18 protein-coding genes are annotated in these 16,390 nt (G+C 59.0%); 13 read left to right on the top strand and 5 right to left on the bottom strand.

The features are described 5' to 3' along the window. Window positions 1–97: 97 nt before the first annotated feature. Both dprA and tldD read right to left on the bottom strand, forming a co-directional pair. On the bottom strand, window positions 98–1,222 hold the full coding sequence (dprA, locus tag ACR0J4_RS05115) for a DNA-processing protein DprA (protein WP_170640387.1): 1,125 nt from the start codon (window positions 1,220–1,222) through the stop codon (window positions 98–100). Between the two features lie 239 nt (window positions 1,223–1,461). Then, complete coding sequence (tldD, locus tag ACR0J4_RS05110; RefSeq protein ID WP_170640385.1) at window positions 1,462–2,883, bottom strand: metalloprotease TldD; 1,422 nt, start codon at window positions 2,881–2,883, stop codon at window positions 1,462–1,464. A 176-nt stretch (window positions 2,884–3,059) separates the two neighbouring features. On the opposite strand from tldD, the gene coxB reads away from it, so the two are divergent. From coxB to ACR0J4_RS05055, 11 genes are all read left to right on the top strand, one after another. After that, entirely contained in the window at window positions 3,060–3,971 is a 912-nt protein-coding gene (coxB, locus tag ACR0J4_RS05105) for a cytochrome c oxidase subunit II (protein WP_170471948.1), read from the top strand. A gap of 81 nt (window positions 3,972–4,052) precedes the next feature. Next, the gene (gene cyoE / locus ACR0J4_RS05100) at window positions 4,053–5,006 is read left to right on the top strand and encodes a heme o synthase (RefSeq protein ID WP_170462199.1); all 954 of its coding nucleotides are present in this window, start codon (window positions 4,053–4,055) and stop codon (window positions 5,004–5,006) included. Further along, window positions 5,006–5,167, top strand: coding sequence for a hypothetical protein (locus ACR0J4_RS05095; RefSeq protein WP_170462197.1), 162 nt, complete (start codon window positions 5,006–5,008; stop codon window positions 5,165–5,167). Before cyoE ends, ACR0J4_RS05095 begins: the two co-directional genes overlap by 1 nt. After that, window positions 5,167–5,742 (top strand): cytochrome c oxidase assembly protein, encoded by a 576-nt coding sequence (locus ACR0J4_RS05090; RefSeq protein WP_170640383.1) that lies wholly within the window; start codon window positions 5,167–5,169, stop codon window positions 5,740–5,742. The genes ACR0J4_RS05095 and ACR0J4_RS05090 overlap by 1 nt, the downstream gene beginning before the upstream one ends. A 22-nt stretch (window positions 5,743–5,764) precedes the next feature. Then, on the top strand, window positions 5,765–6,580 hold the full coding sequence (locus ACR0J4_RS05085) for a cytochrome c oxidase subunit 3 (protein WP_170377876.1): 816 nt from the start codon (window positions 5,765–5,767) through the stop codon (window positions 6,578–6,580). A 154-nt stretch (window positions 6,581–6,734) separates the two neighbouring features. Then, a complete protein-coding gene (locus ACR0J4_RS05080; protein WP_170554656.1) occupies window positions 6,735–7,412 on the top strand; it encodes an SURF1 family protein in 678 nt (225 codons plus the stop codon). Next, a complete protein-coding gene (gene thrC, locus ACR0J4_RS05075) occupies window positions 7,409–8,797 on the top strand; it encodes a threonine synthase (RefSeq protein WP_170640381.1) in 1,389 nt (462 codons plus the stop codon). Before ACR0J4_RS05080 ends, thrC begins: the two co-directional genes overlap by 4 nt. Beyond that, window positions 8,794–10,056, top strand: coding sequence for a M16 family metallopeptidase (locus ACR0J4_RS05070; protein ID WP_170640378.1), 1,263 nt, complete (start codon window positions 8,794–8,796; stop codon window positions 10,054–10,056). The genes thrC and ACR0J4_RS05070 overlap by 4 nt, the downstream gene beginning before the upstream one ends. Beyond that, window positions 10,056–10,640, top strand: coding sequence for a GNAT family N-acetyltransferase (locus ACR0J4_RS05065; protein WP_170640376.1), 585 nt, complete (start codon window positions 10,056–10,058; stop codon window positions 10,638–10,640). Before ACR0J4_RS05070 ends, ACR0J4_RS05065 begins: the two co-directional genes overlap by 1 nt. A 102-nt stretch (window positions 10,641–10,742) precedes the next feature. Beyond that, window positions 10,743–11,561: an MBL fold metallo-hydrolase gene (locus tag ACR0J4_RS05060; protein WP_170554789.1), complete on the top strand. Its 819-nt coding sequence runs from the start codon at window positions 10,743–10,745 to the stop codon at window positions 11,559–11,561. A gap of 38 nt (window positions 11,562–11,599) precedes the next feature. Beyond that, the gene (locus tag ACR0J4_RS05055; RefSeq protein ID WP_170640374.1) at window positions 11,600–13,015 is read left to right on the top strand and encodes an FAD-binding oxidoreductase; all 1,416 of its coding nucleotides are present in this window, start codon (window positions 11,600–11,602) and stop codon (window positions 13,013–13,015) included. 55 nt (window positions 13,016–13,070) lie between these two features. Here ACR0J4_RS05055 and ACR0J4_RS05050 read toward each other — a convergent pair whose 3' ends face one another. Next, a complete protein-coding gene (locus tag ACR0J4_RS05050; protein ID WP_170640372.1) occupies window positions 13,071–13,553 on the bottom strand; it encodes a fasciclin domain-containing protein in 483 nt (160 codons plus the stop codon). A 169-nt stretch (window positions 13,554–13,722) separates the two neighbouring features. Further along, on the bottom strand, window positions 13,723–14,262 hold the full coding sequence (locus ACR0J4_RS05045; RefSeq protein WP_170477435.1) for an adenine phosphoribosyltransferase: 540 nt from the start codon (window positions 14,260–14,262) through the stop codon (window positions 13,723–13,725). 324 nt (window positions 14,263–14,586) lie between these two features. Between ACR0J4_RS05045 and ACR0J4_RS05040 the strand changes: the two genes are divergently transcribed. Next, window positions 14,587–14,760, top strand: a complete 174-nt coding sequence (locus ACR0J4_RS05040) for a hypothetical protein (RefSeq protein WP_170640370.1) — start codon at window positions 14,587–14,589, stop codon at window positions 14,758–14,760. On the opposite strand, the gene ACR0J4_RS05035 is transcribed toward ACR0J4_RS05040, so the two are convergent. After that, window positions 14,757–15,386 (bottom strand): LysE family translocator, encoded by a 630-nt coding sequence (locus ACR0J4_RS05035; protein WP_170554643.1) that lies wholly within the window; start codon window positions 15,384–15,386, stop codon window positions 14,757–14,759. The two genes, ACR0J4_RS05040 and ACR0J4_RS05035, sit on opposite strands and share 4 nt — an antisense overlap. Window positions 15,387–15,553: 167 nt before the next feature. On the opposite strand from ACR0J4_RS05035, the gene ACR0J4_RS05030 reads away from it, so the two are divergent. Continuing rightward, window positions 15,554–16,390 (top strand): alpha/beta fold hydrolase, encoded by an 837-nt coding sequence (locus ACR0J4_RS05030; RefSeq protein ID WP_170554641.1) that lies wholly within the window; start codon window positions 15,554–15,556, stop codon window positions 16,388–16,390.

The following is a 16,390-nucleotide window of genomic DNA, read 5'->3' as shown; positions in this document are numbered from 1 at the left end:
TCCTTTTGCAGTGTGAAAAAACCCAAGATTTCAGCGTCCTATAGGCCTTTGGGGCAGCCGAAGCCTTACAGGGGTGCCACGTGGCGGCACGCCCATTTCAGTTTGCTAGCGACAAAAGCCCACCGGGTTGGCGCTGGATTCGGCCCTCAAGTTCCAGATCTACCAAAGCGGGCCCAAGATCACCGGCCGAAGCCGCAATATCGCGCAGCAGTTGGTCCTCGGCGATGGGGGAAGGGCCGAGTCGTTCCAGGATTTGATCGTGCAGCGCCACAGCGGGTGTGGGTGTTGGCGGAGCAGGGGGCTTACTGCGTGTTTGGAAGATGTCTTCTCCCTTGGGCAGGGCTTCGATCACATCTTCTGCAGACCGGACCAAGGTCGCTCCGTCCCGAATCAACAAATTGCATCCAGAGGCCCGTGCATCGAACGGATGACCGGGTACGGCGAGAACCTCGCGCCCCTGATCCAGCGCGTCCTTTGCAGTGATCAGGCTGCCTGACTTAGCCGCGGCCTCAACCACCACGACCGCTTGCGCCAATCCTGAAATGATCCGGTTGCGGCGCGGAAAGTGGCGGGCTTGTGGTGTCATCCCCATAGGTTGCTCCGACAGACGCAGGCCGGCCTCACCGATCTTATGCGCCAGCTCTGTGTTCTCGGCCGGGTAGATAACATCGACCCCTCCGGCCATCACGGCGATTGTGCCGGTGTCCAGCGACGCCAGATGGGCCGAAGTGTCGATCCCTCGGGCAAGACCGGAGACAATGACATGGCCGAGATCCCCGAGTTCTTTCGCCAGACCGCGGGCCATACGCGCGCCGAGCGAGGAGCAATTGCGCGCGCCCACCATTGCGATTGCGGGTCTCTGTAGCATCGCAAGATCGCCAACCGCCCATAGAAGCGGGGGCGCGTCAGATACATCCTGGAAAGCTTTTGGAAAATCAGCGGACCCAATGCACACAAGCCGCGCTTTGGCGGCTTGTGCGGCCTTGAGTTCCGCCTCAATCACGCCGGGAGGGCAGATTTCATACCCGTTTATTCCGGCAGCGCGTGCTATTTCAGGCAGCGCGGTCAGCGCGTTCTCCGCTGAGCCATGTTCGCTTAGCAGCCGACGAAACGTCGCCGGACCAACCTTGCGTGAGCGCAATAGGCGGAGCCACGAAAACCGATCCTCTTCCGTGGTGGGTGGGAGTGGGGGGTGATTGGAAGAATGCTGATCTTCGGTCATCCGATGCTCCGCCTAATTGCAGAACTGGTTTACGGGTGTCGGGGTTAACAGCCTGTAAATCGTCGAAAATTAGATGCAATTTTCCTGATGAAATCTTTAGGTGACGTTTCTAAATTATTGAATAATAATGATAAAAAATTCTCCCGGATGCGGAGATCGAAATTCCAATTGACCTCCACCCCTCTGGCGAAAAGGCGCAGCGTTAACCCTGCGCCTTTCTTAACTCAGGTGATTCCGACTCAGGCGGCGGAGCCTCCAACGGTCAGTCCGTCCATCAGAACCGTTGGCTGGCCGACGCCTACCGGCACCCATTGACCATCCTTGCCGCAAGTTCCCATTCCCGGATCCAGCGCCATGTCGTTGCCCAACCCACGGATGCGGTTCAGCGCAGAGGGTCCATCCCCGATCAGCGTCGCGCCTTTGACCGGAGCGCCGATCTTGCCGTTTTCGACCCGGTAGGCCTCGGTACAGGAAAAGACGAATTTGCCGTTGGTGATGTCGACCTGACCGCCACCGAAACCCACGGCCCAGATCCCGTCCTTGATATCAGCAACCAGAGCGGCCGGGTCGGAATCGCCGCCCAGCATCACCGTATTGGTCATGCGCGGCATCGGTTTTTGCGCGTAGCTCTGGCGCCGTCCATTGCCGGTAGGCGCGACGCCCATCAGGCGCGCGTTCTGGCGGTCTTGCATGTACCCAGTCAGGATACCGTCCTCGATCAGCACAGTCCGAGAGCTTGGCGTTCCCTCGTCATCCACTGTGATCGAGCCGCGCCGATCAGCAATCGTGCCATCATCCACTACGGTCACGCCCTTGGAGGCAATCTGCTGCCCCATCAGACCTGCAAAGGCCGAGCTGCCCTTGCGATTGAAATCCCCTTCCAGCCCGTGCCCGATGGCTTCGTGCAGCAGGATACCGGGCCAGCCGGGGCCTAAGGCGACTTCCATCACTCCGGCCGGGGCGGGGACAGCTTCGAGGTTGACCAGTGCGATCCGCAGGGCCTCACGCGCCTTGCTCTGCCAGTCGGCAGGGTCGATCAGCCCACTCAGCCCTACACGGCCACCGCCACCAGCCGAGCCGCTTTCACGGCGGCCATTCTGCTCGACAATGACTGAGACATTTACCCGGGTCATCGGGCGCACGTCGCGCACCAGCACGCCGTCGGGGCGCAGGATCTCGACCTCTTGCACCGCGGCGGCGATCGTGGCGCTGACTTGCACGACGCGGGGGTCCAGATCGCGAGCGAATGCGTCGATCTCTCGCAAAGTCTCAACTTTGACCGGGAAGCTGGCGGTTTCGATGGGATCTTCATCGGTATAGAGGCGTTTGTTTGTTGCCATAGGGGCCACGGCCAAGGTGCCCCCTCCGTCGCCAACGGCCAGCCGAGCTGTCTCGGACGCGCGCTTCAATGCGGGAATCGAAACATCCGTCGAATGTGCGTAGCCTGCGACTTCGCCCTGAACGGCGCGCAGCCCGAATCCTTCTGAGGCATCGTAGGATGCGGTCTTCAATCGACCATCGTCAAAGATCAAAGACTCGGATTTCCGCCGTTCGACAAACAGTTCTCCGTCCTCGGCCCCGGCGGTCGCCGATTGTAAAATGGAGAGCGCTTCATCATGCGGAAGAGCGCTTTCAAACGGGCGAAACGGGGCCTGAGTCATGGGTTGTAACCTTTCCGGTTTGATCCAGATCAAAAATAGCGTCTGTTTGACGCAAGCATTTTGCTTTATCTACCCGCAGGAATATGGTTTTTAACGCGGCCAAAGACAACGGGTGTGGTTTCACCGATTCATACCTTTTCGCCAGAGACGCAAAGATCAAACGATCAGGACAAGACATGAAGAATGCTTTGATGCTTTCCGGGCTTGCTACGGCCCTCTCCAGCCTTCCCGCCATGGCTCAGGAGCTTGAGATAATTGGCAAGCCGGTTGACGGTGGAATGGGCTTTCAACCCGCAGCGACCAGCCTTGCAGACGGGATTCACAGGCTGGACGCGATGATTCTGGTGATCATCACCGTTATCTGCCTGTTTGTTGCGGCCCTGCTGGTTTACTGCATCGTTCGCTACAATCAGCGCGCCAACCCGACACCGGCGCGGTTCTCGCACTATACCCCGGTTGAGATCGCCTGGACTTTGGGCCCGATCCTGATTCTGGTGTTCATTGGTGCCTTCTCTCTGCCGGTTCTGTTCAAGCAGCAGGAAATTCCCGAAGGTGACGTTGTCATCAAGGTGGTCGGCAACCAGTGGTACTGGACTTACGAATATGTTGATCACGATTTCGCGTTCGACAGCTACCTGCTTGGCCACCCGGCTACGCTGGATGAGGGTGCACGCCCCGCAGATGCGGACGTAACCCCCTTCGTTCTGGATGACGCCATGCGCGCCAAACTGGCTGATGCGGGCTATAGCGACGACGAATGGCTGCTGGCCACCGATACCGCCGTTGTGGTTCCGGTCGGCAAGGTCATCGTGATGCAGGTTACTGCATCTGACGTGATCCATTCGTGGACGATCCCGTCCTTCGGTGTGAAGCAGGACGGCGTTCCCGGTCGTCTGGCCGAGCTGTGGTTCGAAGCTGACAAAGAGGGCGTCTATTTCGGCCAGTGTTCCGAGCTTTGCGGCAAGGACCACGCGTATATGCCGATCACCGTAAAAGTGGTCAGCGAAGAGGCCTACGAACAGTGGCTGAATGGCGCGATCGAAGAATATGCGGGCACGCCGCAGAACTTCCAGGTGGCCTCGAACTGAGCGTAGACTGGGCGTTCGCGCCTTAGAATACTCGTTAGCTGCGCGCTAAACCGCGCAGCTTTCGCCCCAAAAGGACCCGAGATGACCGACGCAAGCATCAATGCCAGCACATCGACCGCCAAGGCATACGCGGATGAGGCCAGCTTTGGCGATTATTTCGCCCTGCTGAAGCCGCGTGTGATGTCTCTGGTCGTGTTTACGGCTCTGGTCGGTTTGCTGGCCGCTCCGGTGTCGGTGCATCCTTTCGTGGGCTTCTGCGCGATCCTGTTCATCGCCATCGGTGGCGGCGCGTCAGGCGCGCTGAACATGTGGTGGGATGCGGATATCGACCGGGTGATGAAGCGGACCAAAGGCCGCCCGATTCCCGCTGGTAAGGTACAGGAAGGCGAGGCGCTGTCGCTGGGTTTGGCGCTGTCCGGCCTGTCGGTTATCATGCTGGGCCTTGCGACCAATTGGTTCGCCGGCGCGTTTCTGGGTTTCACCATTTTCTTCTACGTTGTGGTCTACACGATGTGGCTGAAGCGCTCGACGCCGCAGAACATCGTGATTGGCGGCGCGGCAGGTGCGTTCCCTCCGGTGATCGGCTGGGTTGCCGCAACCGGGTCAATGACGCTTGAGCCGTGGCTGATGTTTGCCTTGACCTTCATGTGGACGCCTCCGCATTTTTGGGCATTGGCGCTGTTCATGCGCTCGGACTATGACGATGCGGGCGTGCCCATGTTGACCGTGACCCATGGTCGTCGCGCGACCCGTAAGCATATTCTCGTTTACACCGGCCTTCTGGCTGTTCTTGCCGTTGGCACCGCTTTCTCAGACATCGGTGGGCCTATTTATCTGGCAGTTGCCCTGGTGCTGAACGCCCTGTTCCTGCGCGGCGCATGGCAGATCTCGCGCCGTACCGAAGACGACGCGGAAGCGGACAATTTCAAGGTCGAGCGGAGTTTCTTCAAGCTGTCTCTGCTGTACCTGTTCCTGCATTTTGGCGCGATTCTGGTTGAGGCGCTGCTGAAACCCTACGGCTTGGGAGGGTGGTGATGAGCCTGCGCAAAAGCCATGAAATTCACCAACGTCGTTTCAGCCGAAACCTAGGTGTTGGCCTGACACTTGCGGCCTTCATCGTGATCATCTTCGGCCTCACAATCGTCAAGGTCTCGGGCACCAGCCTGGGGCAACCCGTGCAGGAGGTGCAAAACTGATGGCTCTGTCCGGTCCTCAGAAAACTGTTGTGCAAACCGTGGGTGTGGTTGTCCTGATGGGCAGCCTCGCCTGGGCGGCTGTGCCGTTTTACGACTGGTTCTGCCGTGTCACAGGATTCGGAGGCACCACCGGCGTCGCCGAAGCCGCGCCTGATGATATCCTCGACCTCAAAGTGACGGTCCGTTTCGACGCATCCAAAGCCAAGGACATGGCGTGGGAGTTCAAGCCCGTCGAACGCGAGATGGAGGTTCGCATCGGTGAAACCGGGCTGGCCTTTTACGAGGCCTACAACCCGACCGATCGCCCGATTGCCGGACAGGCGTCCTACAACGTCGCGCCGTACTCGGCAGGTGGGTATTTCCAGAAGATTGCCTGTTTCTGCTTTGAAGAGCAGGTTCTGCAACCCGGTGAGCGGGTCGAGATGCCGGTCAGCTTCTTTGTTGATCCGGAAATGGTCGAAGACCTCGAAGCGAAATATGTGCATACGATTACTCTGTCGTATACATTCTACGAAATTGACCTGCCCGAGGGCTATGCCGCCCTTGAAACGCAGGAAGACACAAACACGAACTAACGCCTTTAGGTGAGGGACGCTGATGGCACACGCAAAAAACCATGATTATCACATTCTGGCCCCGTCGATCTGGCCGCTGATCGGCGCTGTCGGTGGCTTTGTGATGTTGTTCGGAGCCGTCCTTTGGATGCACGGTGTGACACCGTGGCTATTCTGGGCCGGTCTCGTTGCCGTGCTGTACACCATGTTCGCCTGGTGGTCCGAAGTCGTTGTGGAAAGCCGTCAGGGCGACCACACGCCAGTTGTGCGTATCGGTCTGCGCTATGGCTTCATCCTGTTTGTGATGTCCGAGGTGATGTTCTTCTTCGCCTGGTTCTGGTCGTTTTTCAAACATCGCATGTACCCGATGTACGACTATGCGGGCACCGAATACATCCAGCCGGATATCCACGCGGTTGATCCGTTCCACCTGCCGCTGATCAACACCCTGGTCCTTCTGCTGTCGGGCTGTGCGATCACCTGGGCGCACCACGCTCTGGTACATGACAATGACCGCAAGGCGCTGATCAATGGTCTGGCGATCGGTATTGTGCTGGGTATCCTGTTTACTGCACTTCAGGCGTTTGAATATTACGAACTGCTGGCTCATGAGGACTGGCAGTTTGGCGGTGACCAGTTCTACTCGAACTTCTTCATGGCAACCGGTTTCCACGGCTTCCATGTGGTCATCGGCACGATCTTCCTGACGGTCTGCCTGATCCGTGCGCTGAAAGGGGACTTCACCCCCGAGAAGCACGTCGGTTTCGAGGCCGCAGCCTGGTACTGGCACTTCGTTGACGTGGTCTGGCTGTTCCTGTTCTTCGCAGTCTACATCTGGGGACAGGCGCCGCTGTTCTAAGCGACACTAGTTTTGAACTGCAAAAGCCGCTCTTCGGGGCGGCTTTTTCGCATTTTCGAGGGCAAGATTGCGCCCCATACAATTGCGTGGTTGCATTCTCGTGCCTGCCCCCCTTAACAAGACGCCGGTTCCTGCAACGAGCGATAGTCCTTCCATGCGCCGCACTCTATTTCTGCTGATCTTCAGTCTCGCCGGTTTGGGCGTATTGCTGTGGCTTGGTACGTGGCAGGTCCAGCGTCTGGCGTGGAAACAAGAGATCCTGTCCGAGATTGACAGCCGCATCGCCGCCGAACCAGTTCCGCTGCCGCAACAGGTGTCAGAGGATGAAGACAAATATCTGCCTGTGACGATCTCCGGTGATATGGAGCCTGGCGAGATCCACGTTCTGGTCTCAGTCAAGCAGGTCGGTGCCGGGTATCGCATCATCCAGTCATTCAGTACCCAGGATCGCACCATTCTGGTGGACCGCGGTTTTGTGCCAACCACGGCCAAGCAGACTGATCGTTTGACCGGCCCGATGGAGGTGACAGGCAACCTGCATTGGCCCGATGAGATCGACAGCTATACGCCTGAGGCCGATATCGACAGCAACATCTGGTTCGCCCGCGACGTGCCCAATCTGGCTGCCGCTCTGGGGGCTGAGCCGATTCTGCTGATCGCCCGGTCTCAGACCGATCCGGGCGTGACGCCGCTGCCGGTCGACACGGCCGGAATTCCCAATGATCACATGCAATATGCAATCACATGGTTTGGACTGGCCCTCGTCTGGGCCGCGATGACCGGATACTTCCTGTGGCGCAATCGCGCCCCTTCTGAGAGTGACTCGCAATGAAATACATCTCGACCCGTGGCCAAGCGCCGGAACTGAGCTTTGAAGAGGCGATGCTGACTGGACTGGCCCGTGACGGTGGCTTGTACCTACCCGCCGAAATCCCAACGCTCAGCCATGATGAGATCGCCGCCATGGCCGGTCTGTCCTACGAAGAGATCGCGTTTCGCGTGATGTGGCCCTATGTCAGCGGCTCCTTCGCAGAGGATGAGTTCAGACAGATCATCGCCCGCGCCTATGAAGGCTTCGGCCACGACGCCCGAGCGCCGCTCAAACAACTGAACGAGAACCACTTCCTGCTGGAACTGTTCCACGGGCCCACTCTGGCCTTCAAGGATTTTGCCATGCAGTTGATTGGTCAGTTGTTCCAGGTGGCCCTGAAACGCCGCAACGACCGTGTGACCATCGTTGGCGCGACCAGTGGCGATACCGGCTCGGCCGCGATTGAGGCGTTCCGGGGGCTGGATGCGGTGGATGTTTTCATCCTCTATCCGCATGGGCGGGTGTCTGAGGTGCAGCGCCGCCAGATGACGACGCCAGCGGATAGCAATGTCTATGCGCTCGCCGTGGATGGCGATTTTGACGACTGTCAGGCCGCGCTGAAGGACATGTTCAACGATTTCGATTTCCGGGATGAGGTCAAACTGGCGGGCGTGAACTCGATCAACTTTGCCCGCGTTCTTGCGCAGATCGTGTACTACTTCTCGGCCGCTGTCAGCCTTGGCGCGCCGCATCGCAAGGTCAGCTTCACCGTGCCGACCGGCAATTTCGGCGACATCTTCGCAGGCTATCTGGCCAAACGCATGGGTTTGCCCATCGACCGGCTGGTCGTAGCGACGAACCAGAACGACATCCTGCATCGTTGCCTGTCGGGTGAGGGGTATTTCAAGGGCGAGACCATCCCCTCGATCAGCCCGTCGATGGATATTCAGGTCAGCTCAAACTTTGAACGCGCCCTGTACTATGCCTATGGCGAGGATGGAAGTGCAGTCGCTAAGTTGATGGATGAGCTGAAATCCGGCGGCTTCAACGTCAGCCAAGGCGCGATGGAGGCCCTGCGCGAGAGCTTTGATTCGGGCCGCGTGTCCGAGGATGAGACGCTTGAAACGATCAAACACACTCTGGCCCACAGTGCCGAGCTGGTCTGTCCGCATTCGGCCATCGGCATCAAAGTGGCTGAGGACCACCGTGCAGCAGATGTGCCGATGATCACTCTGGCCACCGCGCACCCGGCGAAATTCCCGGCAGCGGTCGAGAAGGCGAGCGGGGAACATCCGCCTCTTCCATCCCGCATGTCTGATCTGTATGAACGTCCGGAACGGGTGACGCGGATTGCCAATGATCTGGGTGCCCTCGAGGATCATATCAGAAGGCATATCGCTGAGTGACAGTCAGACAAGACCAGCTGAAGAACGGCTTTCGTATCGTCAGTGAACATATGCCGGGGCTGCAATCGGCAGCCATCGGCATCTGGGTAACCGCCGGCGGGCGGCATGAGCGGATCGAGCAGAACGGGATAGCGCATTTCCTTGAGCATATGGCGTTCAAGGGAACCGAGCGGCGTTCTTCGCTGCAAATCGCCGAGGCGATCGAGGATGTAGGTGGCTATATCAACGCTTATACCTCGCGCGAGGTGACGGCCTACTACGCCCGTGTTTTGAAGGATGACGTGGCGCTGGCGATGGACGTGATCGGTGACATCGTTTTGAACCCGGTTTTTGATCCACGTGAGATCGAGGTTGAACGCGGCGTGATCCTGCAAGAGATCGGGCAGGCCTATGACACGCCCGACGATGTGATTTTCGACTGGTTGCAGGAGCAAAGCTATCACGACCAGCCGCTGGGTCGCACCATACTCGGCCCGTCTGAACGGGTGAGTTCCTTCTCGCGAGAGGATCTTTCTGGCTTCGTGGCCGAGCATTATGGCCCCGAACAAATGATCCTGTCTGCGGCGGGTGCTGTCGACCATGACGCGCTGATGAAAATGGCCGAAGAGATGTTTGGCCATCTACAGCCGCGCAAAGGTCTGATCCCCGAGACCGCTCGGTTCACCGGTGGTGAAGCCCGGCAGGTGAAAGATCTGGAGCAGGCGCATTTTGCTCTGGCTCTGGAAAGCCCCGGCTATCGCGATGATGGAATCTATACGGCCCAGATCTATTCGACGGCTTTGGGCGGCGGCATGTCTTCGCGCCTGTTCCAGGAAGTGCGCGAGTCGCGCGGGCTCTGCTACACGATCTTTGCACAGACCGGGGCCTATGCGGATACCGGCACGACCACGATCTACGCGGGGACATCTGCCGATCAGGTCGCAGAGCTTGCAACCATCACGATAGACGAGATGAAGCGCGCTGCCGAAGACATGAGCGAAGAAGAGGTCGCTCGTGCCCGTGCGCAGATGAAAGCCGGGATGCTGATGGGTCTGGAAAGCCCCTCGAACCGGGCCGAGCGTCTGGCGCGTCTGGTGCAAATCTGGGGGCGGGTGCCTTCGTTGGAAGATACCGTCGCCAAGATTGATGCCGTCAGTACCGAGGATGTCCGGGCCTTCGCTGAACGTATGGCCGTTCAGGCCCCGGCGGCCTTGGCGCTCTATGGTCCGGTCTCAGACGCGCCGTCCTTGGCAGAACTGCAGGAGAGGCGTGCGGCGTGATGCTGTTGGGCAGGCGCAAGCTGAGACTTGAAACCGCGCGGCTCAGGCTGCGCCCGCCTGTGCATTCCGACTTCAACGAATGGGCCGCTCTGCGTCGCGCCTCAGAGGAGTACCTTACCCCCTGGGAACCGATCTGGGCGAAGGACCATTTAAGCCGCAAGTCTTTCACCAACCGGGTCTATTGGGCACAGCGCTCGGTCGCCAGTGGCACCGCGATACCGTTGTTTCTGTTCCGCCGTTCAGACGACGTGCTGGTGGGGGCGATCACGCTGGATAACATCCGCAGCGGTCCTGCGCAGGCTGGAACCCTAGGCTATTGGACCGGGCAGAGCTTTGCGCGCAACGGCTATATGCGCGAGGCCATCGGAGCGGTCGTTCACCACGCCTTCACCCGTTTGGACCTGAGCCGGATTGAGGCCGCGTGCTTACCCGAAAACAAGCCCTCACGCGGGTTGTTGGAAAGCTCGGGTTTCAAATACGAGGGCGTGGCGCAGTCCTATCTGCAGATCAATGGACGATGGCGGACGCATGTTCTTTACGCCAGCTTGCGGTCGGACCGGCGGGGCAGGACGGACGCAGGTTAGGGGGCTCTGCCCCCGTCGCGGCAAGCCGCGCCTCCCCCGGGATATCTTTGGCCAGATGAACAAGGGGCATGACTCAGCGGTGGGATGCGCTACACTCCTCCTATGCGTTGGATTGTGGTTGTATTGATATTTCTCTCGGGTGCGGCTGCGGCGCAGGAGCGGCGGCCAAGCCATTGTATTGCCATCGCCGACGCAGCACCTGGGATTGAATATCTGCACAAAGCCGCTTGGCAGGATCCGGTGCCGGAGTTTTCGGTGCGGATCAGCTATGTCGCGCATGCCTCCTTTCTGATCCAGACTGCGGGTGGGTTGAACGCGGTCACGGATTTCACCGGGTTCATCGGCAGCGCTGATCTGATCCCCGATGTCGTGACGATGAACCACGCGCACAGCACCCATTGGACGGCGCATCCCGACCCAGCCATTCCACACGTGCTGCCGGGGTGGGGTGAGTTCGGGCAGGGGATCGACCATCATCTGGATCTGGGCGAGATGCTGGTGCGCAATGTCTCGACCGATATCCGGTCGTCCTATGGTGGGGTCGAGGAGAAGGGGAACTCGATTTTCGTGTTCGAGGTCGAAGGGCTGTGCATCGGTCATTTGGGGCATTTGCATCACGTGCCTTCGGATGAACAATTTGCCGCACTGGGGCGGTTGGATGTTGTGATGGCAGCCGTCGATGGCGGGACAACCATGCCTCTGCCCGAGATGATCTCGGTCCTCAAGCGGCTTAAAAGCTCGGTGATTATTCCCATGCATTGGTTCTCGGGGTTCTCGCTGGATCGCTTTCTCGTCGATATTCGCAATGACTTCCCGGTCGTGCGCGAAGGTGTGTCTGAGCTGACTGTCTCGCTGCGCAGCTTGCCGGATCGGCCCACAGTCGTCGTGCTAGAGCCGCAATATCTGATCGATCTGGAATAGGGCTTGCCGGTCGCGCGCATGTTGGGCAAGGAAGGCGAATGGATTTGAACCCCGCAGATGCCAAGCTTGCTGACGCCATTCGCGCTGAATTGGGCGATGATGTGTTGCGTCCGGTTTCTGAACGTTACCTGGAAGAGCCGCGCAACCGGTTTGCGGGCGAAATTGGGTTGTTGGCCTTGCCGCGCAACGTGCAGGACGTGGCGGCGCTGGTACGGCTTGCCTCGGGTGCGCGCGTGCCGGTTGTGCCCTATGGCGGCGGCACGGGCTTGGTAGGTGGGCAGATCATGACCTCCGGTCCAGCACCTTTGTTGATCTCACTGGAGCGTATGACCGCCATTCGCGCGGTTTATCCAACTGAAAACGTGCTGATTGCCGAGGCTGGGGCTGTTCTTGAGGACGTGCAGGCCGCGGCAGAGGCGGCGGACAGGCTGTTTCCCCTGTCTCTGGCCGCGCAGGGATCGTGTCGGATCGGGGGCAACCTCGCGACCAACGCCGGGGGCGTCAACGTGCTGCGATATGGTAATGCACGTGATCTGTGTCTGGGGCTAGAGGCGGTGTTGCCCAGCGGTGAAATTTGGCATGGCCTGAGCCGGTTGAGAAAAGACAACACGGGCTATGATTTACGAAATCTACTGATCGGGTCCGAGGGGACGCTTGGGATCATCACCGCCGCCTCCCTTAAGCTGTTTCCACGTCCGGCTGAGGTAGGAACAGCGATGTTTCAAGTTGCCTCGCCCGAGGCCGCGATCGACCTGCTGGCCCTTGCGCGCGATTTGGTGGGCGAGACGGTCAGTTCGTTTGAACTGATCCACCGGCAAGGGTTGGATTTCCTGACCGAGGTGCTGCCCGATGTGCGCCAGCCATTCGATACGCCGCCCGAATGGAGCGTGCTTATCGAGCTTGGATTGGCGGCCGGGCAGACCGCGTCTGAGCGTTTGGAGGCGATTTTCGCTGCTGCGGAGCCTCGGGGCCTTGTCCAAGATGGCGTGATTGCCCAGAGCGAGGCGCAGCGCCGCGCGCTGTGGGCTGTTCGTGAGCGTATCCCTGAGGCCAACCGCCTGATCGGGTCCGTCTCGAGCCATGATATATCGGTCCCGATCTCGACTATCCCCGAATTCATTCGGCAAGGTGCCGAGGTGATCGGCGCCCTGGGCCCGTTCCGTATCAACTGTTTTGGGCATTTGGGCGATGGCAACCTTCACTACAACGTCTTCCCGCCAAAGGGTCAGAGCCGCGATGCCTTTGATGGCCACCGCAAAGCGGTGAAGAGCGCGGTTCACGATCTTGTTCACGCGTTTGACGGCTCGGTCAGCGCGGAACACGGGGTAGGGCGGTTGAAGGTCGAGGACCTAGAGCGCTATGGCGATCCCGTCAAACTTCAGGCGATGCGAGGGATCAAGGCTGCGTTGGACCCAAAAGGGATCATGAATCCCGGAGCGATCCTGAAGGCGTAGACACGGCCCGGACGATGGACGCCCCGGACCGTGTCTGCTTGCTTTACGACTTGCTTTACGATGCGGGCAGAATGACCTTGTCGATCACGTGGATTACGCCGTTCGATGTCTCGATATCGGCTTGAACGACGTTGGCGTCATTCACCATCACGCCCGAATCCAGATCAATCGTGATATCGCCGCCCTGTACCGTGGCCGCGGTCATGTCATCGGACAGATCGCCCGACATCACTTTGCCCGGCACCACATGGTAGGTCAGCACGGCGACCAACTGGTCTTTGTTTTCGGGCTTCAGCAGGTCGGCCACTGTGCCTTCAGGCAGAGCTGCGAACGCTTCATCCGTAGGGGCGAACACGGTGAAGGGACCTTCGCCTTTCAGAGTGTCTACAAGTTCGGCGGCCTGAACGGCGGCGACGAGGGTTTCGAAGCTACCGGCTGAGACGGCGGTATCGACGATGTCTTTGCTATGACCGTCTGCCATTGCGGATGTGCCCAACAGGATCGTTGCGACGCTAGCGACTGCGAGTTTGCGGAACATTTTGTGGTCTCCCAAATTAGAAATGCTTCAAGCAGCATCAACGGGGATACGGTGCGCGACGCGTTCGGATCACGCCATCTGCGCAAAGAATTGCCTTGAACAGCCGTGAAACAGCGCTAAGCCGACGCTGTTTCAAATTTCAATACAATAATATGTGAGTTTTTTCGGCTCACAGACCTTCGAATTCACAAAGTACATGCACATCCATGCCCATATCCTCAAGCACTTTGCGGCCGCCCAGCTCAGGAAGATCCACAATAAACGCGCAAGAGATGATCTCCCCCCCCAGCCGCTCGATCAGTTTGATGCCAGCACCAGCGGTGCCGCCGGTTGCCAGCAGATCATCGACGACCAAAACCTTCTCGCCTGCTTGGATGGCGTCATCATGGATCTCGACGATCGCCTCGCCATATTCCAACTTGTAGTCTTGGCTGATCGTGGTGCCGGGCAGCTTGCCCTTTTTGCGGATGGGAACAAAGCCGACGCTCAACTGGTGTGCAATAGCGCCGCCCAGAATAAAACCGCGCGCTTCAAGCCCGACGACCTTATCGATCCGCTCGCCCGCATAGGGGTGCAGCATCTGGTCGATGGCCATGCGAAACCCACGCGGATCGGCAAACAGGGTGGTGACGTCCCGAAACATGATCCCTTCATGAGGGAAATCGACGATGGTTCGGATGTAATCCTTGACCGAGTTGTTTCTGGACATGAGGCACCCTTTTGGCATCAGAACACGCGGGGGTGTTTGGCCCATTGGGGTCAACCTTGCAAGGATAGAATGCCGCCTGCGCCTATCTACGACGGTTCGGGACGGCCTTTGATAGCCCGTAATACCGGTACAGCGTGGCGGGCAGCCACGACAGGTGAGGTTTGCGCCAATTGCGCTGGTCTCGCAAAAGAAATGCTTGAGCCGCATGAAGGTTCATTGCCAAAATCCTTTTTTTGTTGTTAGGTGCCCGATATCTACATCCTATATGCTATGTATATACATTGCATCGCGGAAAGAATCAAGTGGTTTGCGGGATTAAGGCGCGTGGCGAAGAAAGACGGTAAGGGTTCTACCAAGAAAAACAGTCAGTTGGTGTTGCGTCTGGACAAGGACGAACGTGATGCCTTTGTCGAATTGTGCAAAGAGCTGGACACGTCAGCTGCACGCGAAATCCGCCGCTTTATCCGCGGGTTCATGAAAGAACACGCAGACAATTAGGCGGGTCGCCGCAGAACAGCCGTCGCAACGCCCATACCGATCAGAGCCAGACCTCCGAACCGGGTCATTGCGTTGATCACGCCAGCGCGCCCGATCATGAGCCGCAGTCGATCAGCCAAAAGCGCATAAGCGAGAGCGTTCAGCCAAGCAAGACCCACGAAGGTCGCGATCAGGATCGCGAATTGAGGGCCCAGGGGTTCGGCCGGGCGCAGGAACTGCGGGACGAAGGCGATGAAAAAGGCGATCGATTTCGGGTTCAAGGCGGTAACCGCCGCCGCATGCCCAAAAACCCCGCGCGCGGTGACGTCTCGCCCTGTTTCAACCGGGTTCAACCCGCCGGATGGCGCGCTGCGCAACAGTTTGATGCCCAGCCAGATCAGGTAGGCGGCCCCGATCCATTTCAACACGGAAAACAACGTCGCGGATGCTAGAACTAATGCGCCCAGCCCCAACAGAGACGCTGTCATCGCAACAAGATCACCAACGGCAACCCCGGTGGCCGAGGCAACCGCCACGCTGCGCCCTTTTGAAAGCGCATAGCTGAGAACCAACAGCACGGTCGGTCCGGGGATCAGCAGCAACGCGGTCGATGCGGCCACGAAAGCCAGCCAGAGTTCTAAAGACATGGTCCATCCTGTTCCTGTTCGCCTCGCAGCAAGCCCTCACACGGGGCAGGCGTCAAGCGGTTTCAGCCTCGCCCAGTAATTCTAAAGGCCGGATTAAGCCTGATACATCTCTCTTGAATCCCGCGCATCGATGCCCAGACTGATAAGACGGATGAACGGAGGCCCCGATGGAGCAGACTCAGAAAATGACGCACGACCAGACAGCGCGGCTGAGAAAAGGCGCGTTTGTCCTGATTGCGGTGATCGCGGCGCTCTATGTGTTGGCCGTGGTTTATATGTATGTGAATCAGCGCGATCTGCTGTTCAAACCATCCGGCGCGTTGCCTGAGCCCAGCTCGGTCGGTTTGGCGGATGTCGAGGTCCTGTCGCTGCCCATGCCGGATGGCACCGACCTGGCGGTCTGGTCCGCGCCTGCAGTGGCTGAGGGTGCGCCGACCGTTCTGTTTTTCCATGGGCAAAGCGGCAATCTTGGGGACCGCGCCGACCGGCTGCGCGAAATCCTGAACAGCGGCTTTGGTCTGCTCGCGCCCAGTTATCGAGGGTTCCCCGGCAGCGATGGCACTCCGTCCGAGGCCGCTTTCGTCGCTGACGGTCTGGCCCTCTATGACCAACTAAGCGCGCAGGGCCAACCCGTTGTGCTCCACGGTCAGAGCCTTGGAACCGGCGTCGCAGCGGCTGTTGCCGCGCAGCGCCCCGACGCGGAGCTACTGGTTTTGGAGGCACCGTTTACCGCAACCGTTGATGTCGCGGCCGAGCGCTACCCGTGGTTACCTGTCTCACTTCTCATGCAGGACAAGTTCGCCACACGCGACATTATCGGCCAGATCGAGGTGCCGACGCTAATCTTCCACGGCACCGAGGACATCGTGGTCCCGCCACATCACGGAACAGCGCTTGCCGAAGGAAGCGAAGCGGAATTGTTCATTATCGAGGGCGGCACCCACAATGATCTCTGGTCGCATGGCTTGTGGCAGACCGTACAGGACAATCTGCCCCCACTGTAA

The organism is Ruegeria sp. B10 (genome assembly GCF_056539825.1).
The sequence above is the reverse complement of the archived record's forward strand: the minus strand, read 5'-3'. Positions and strand labels throughout refer to the sequence as shown.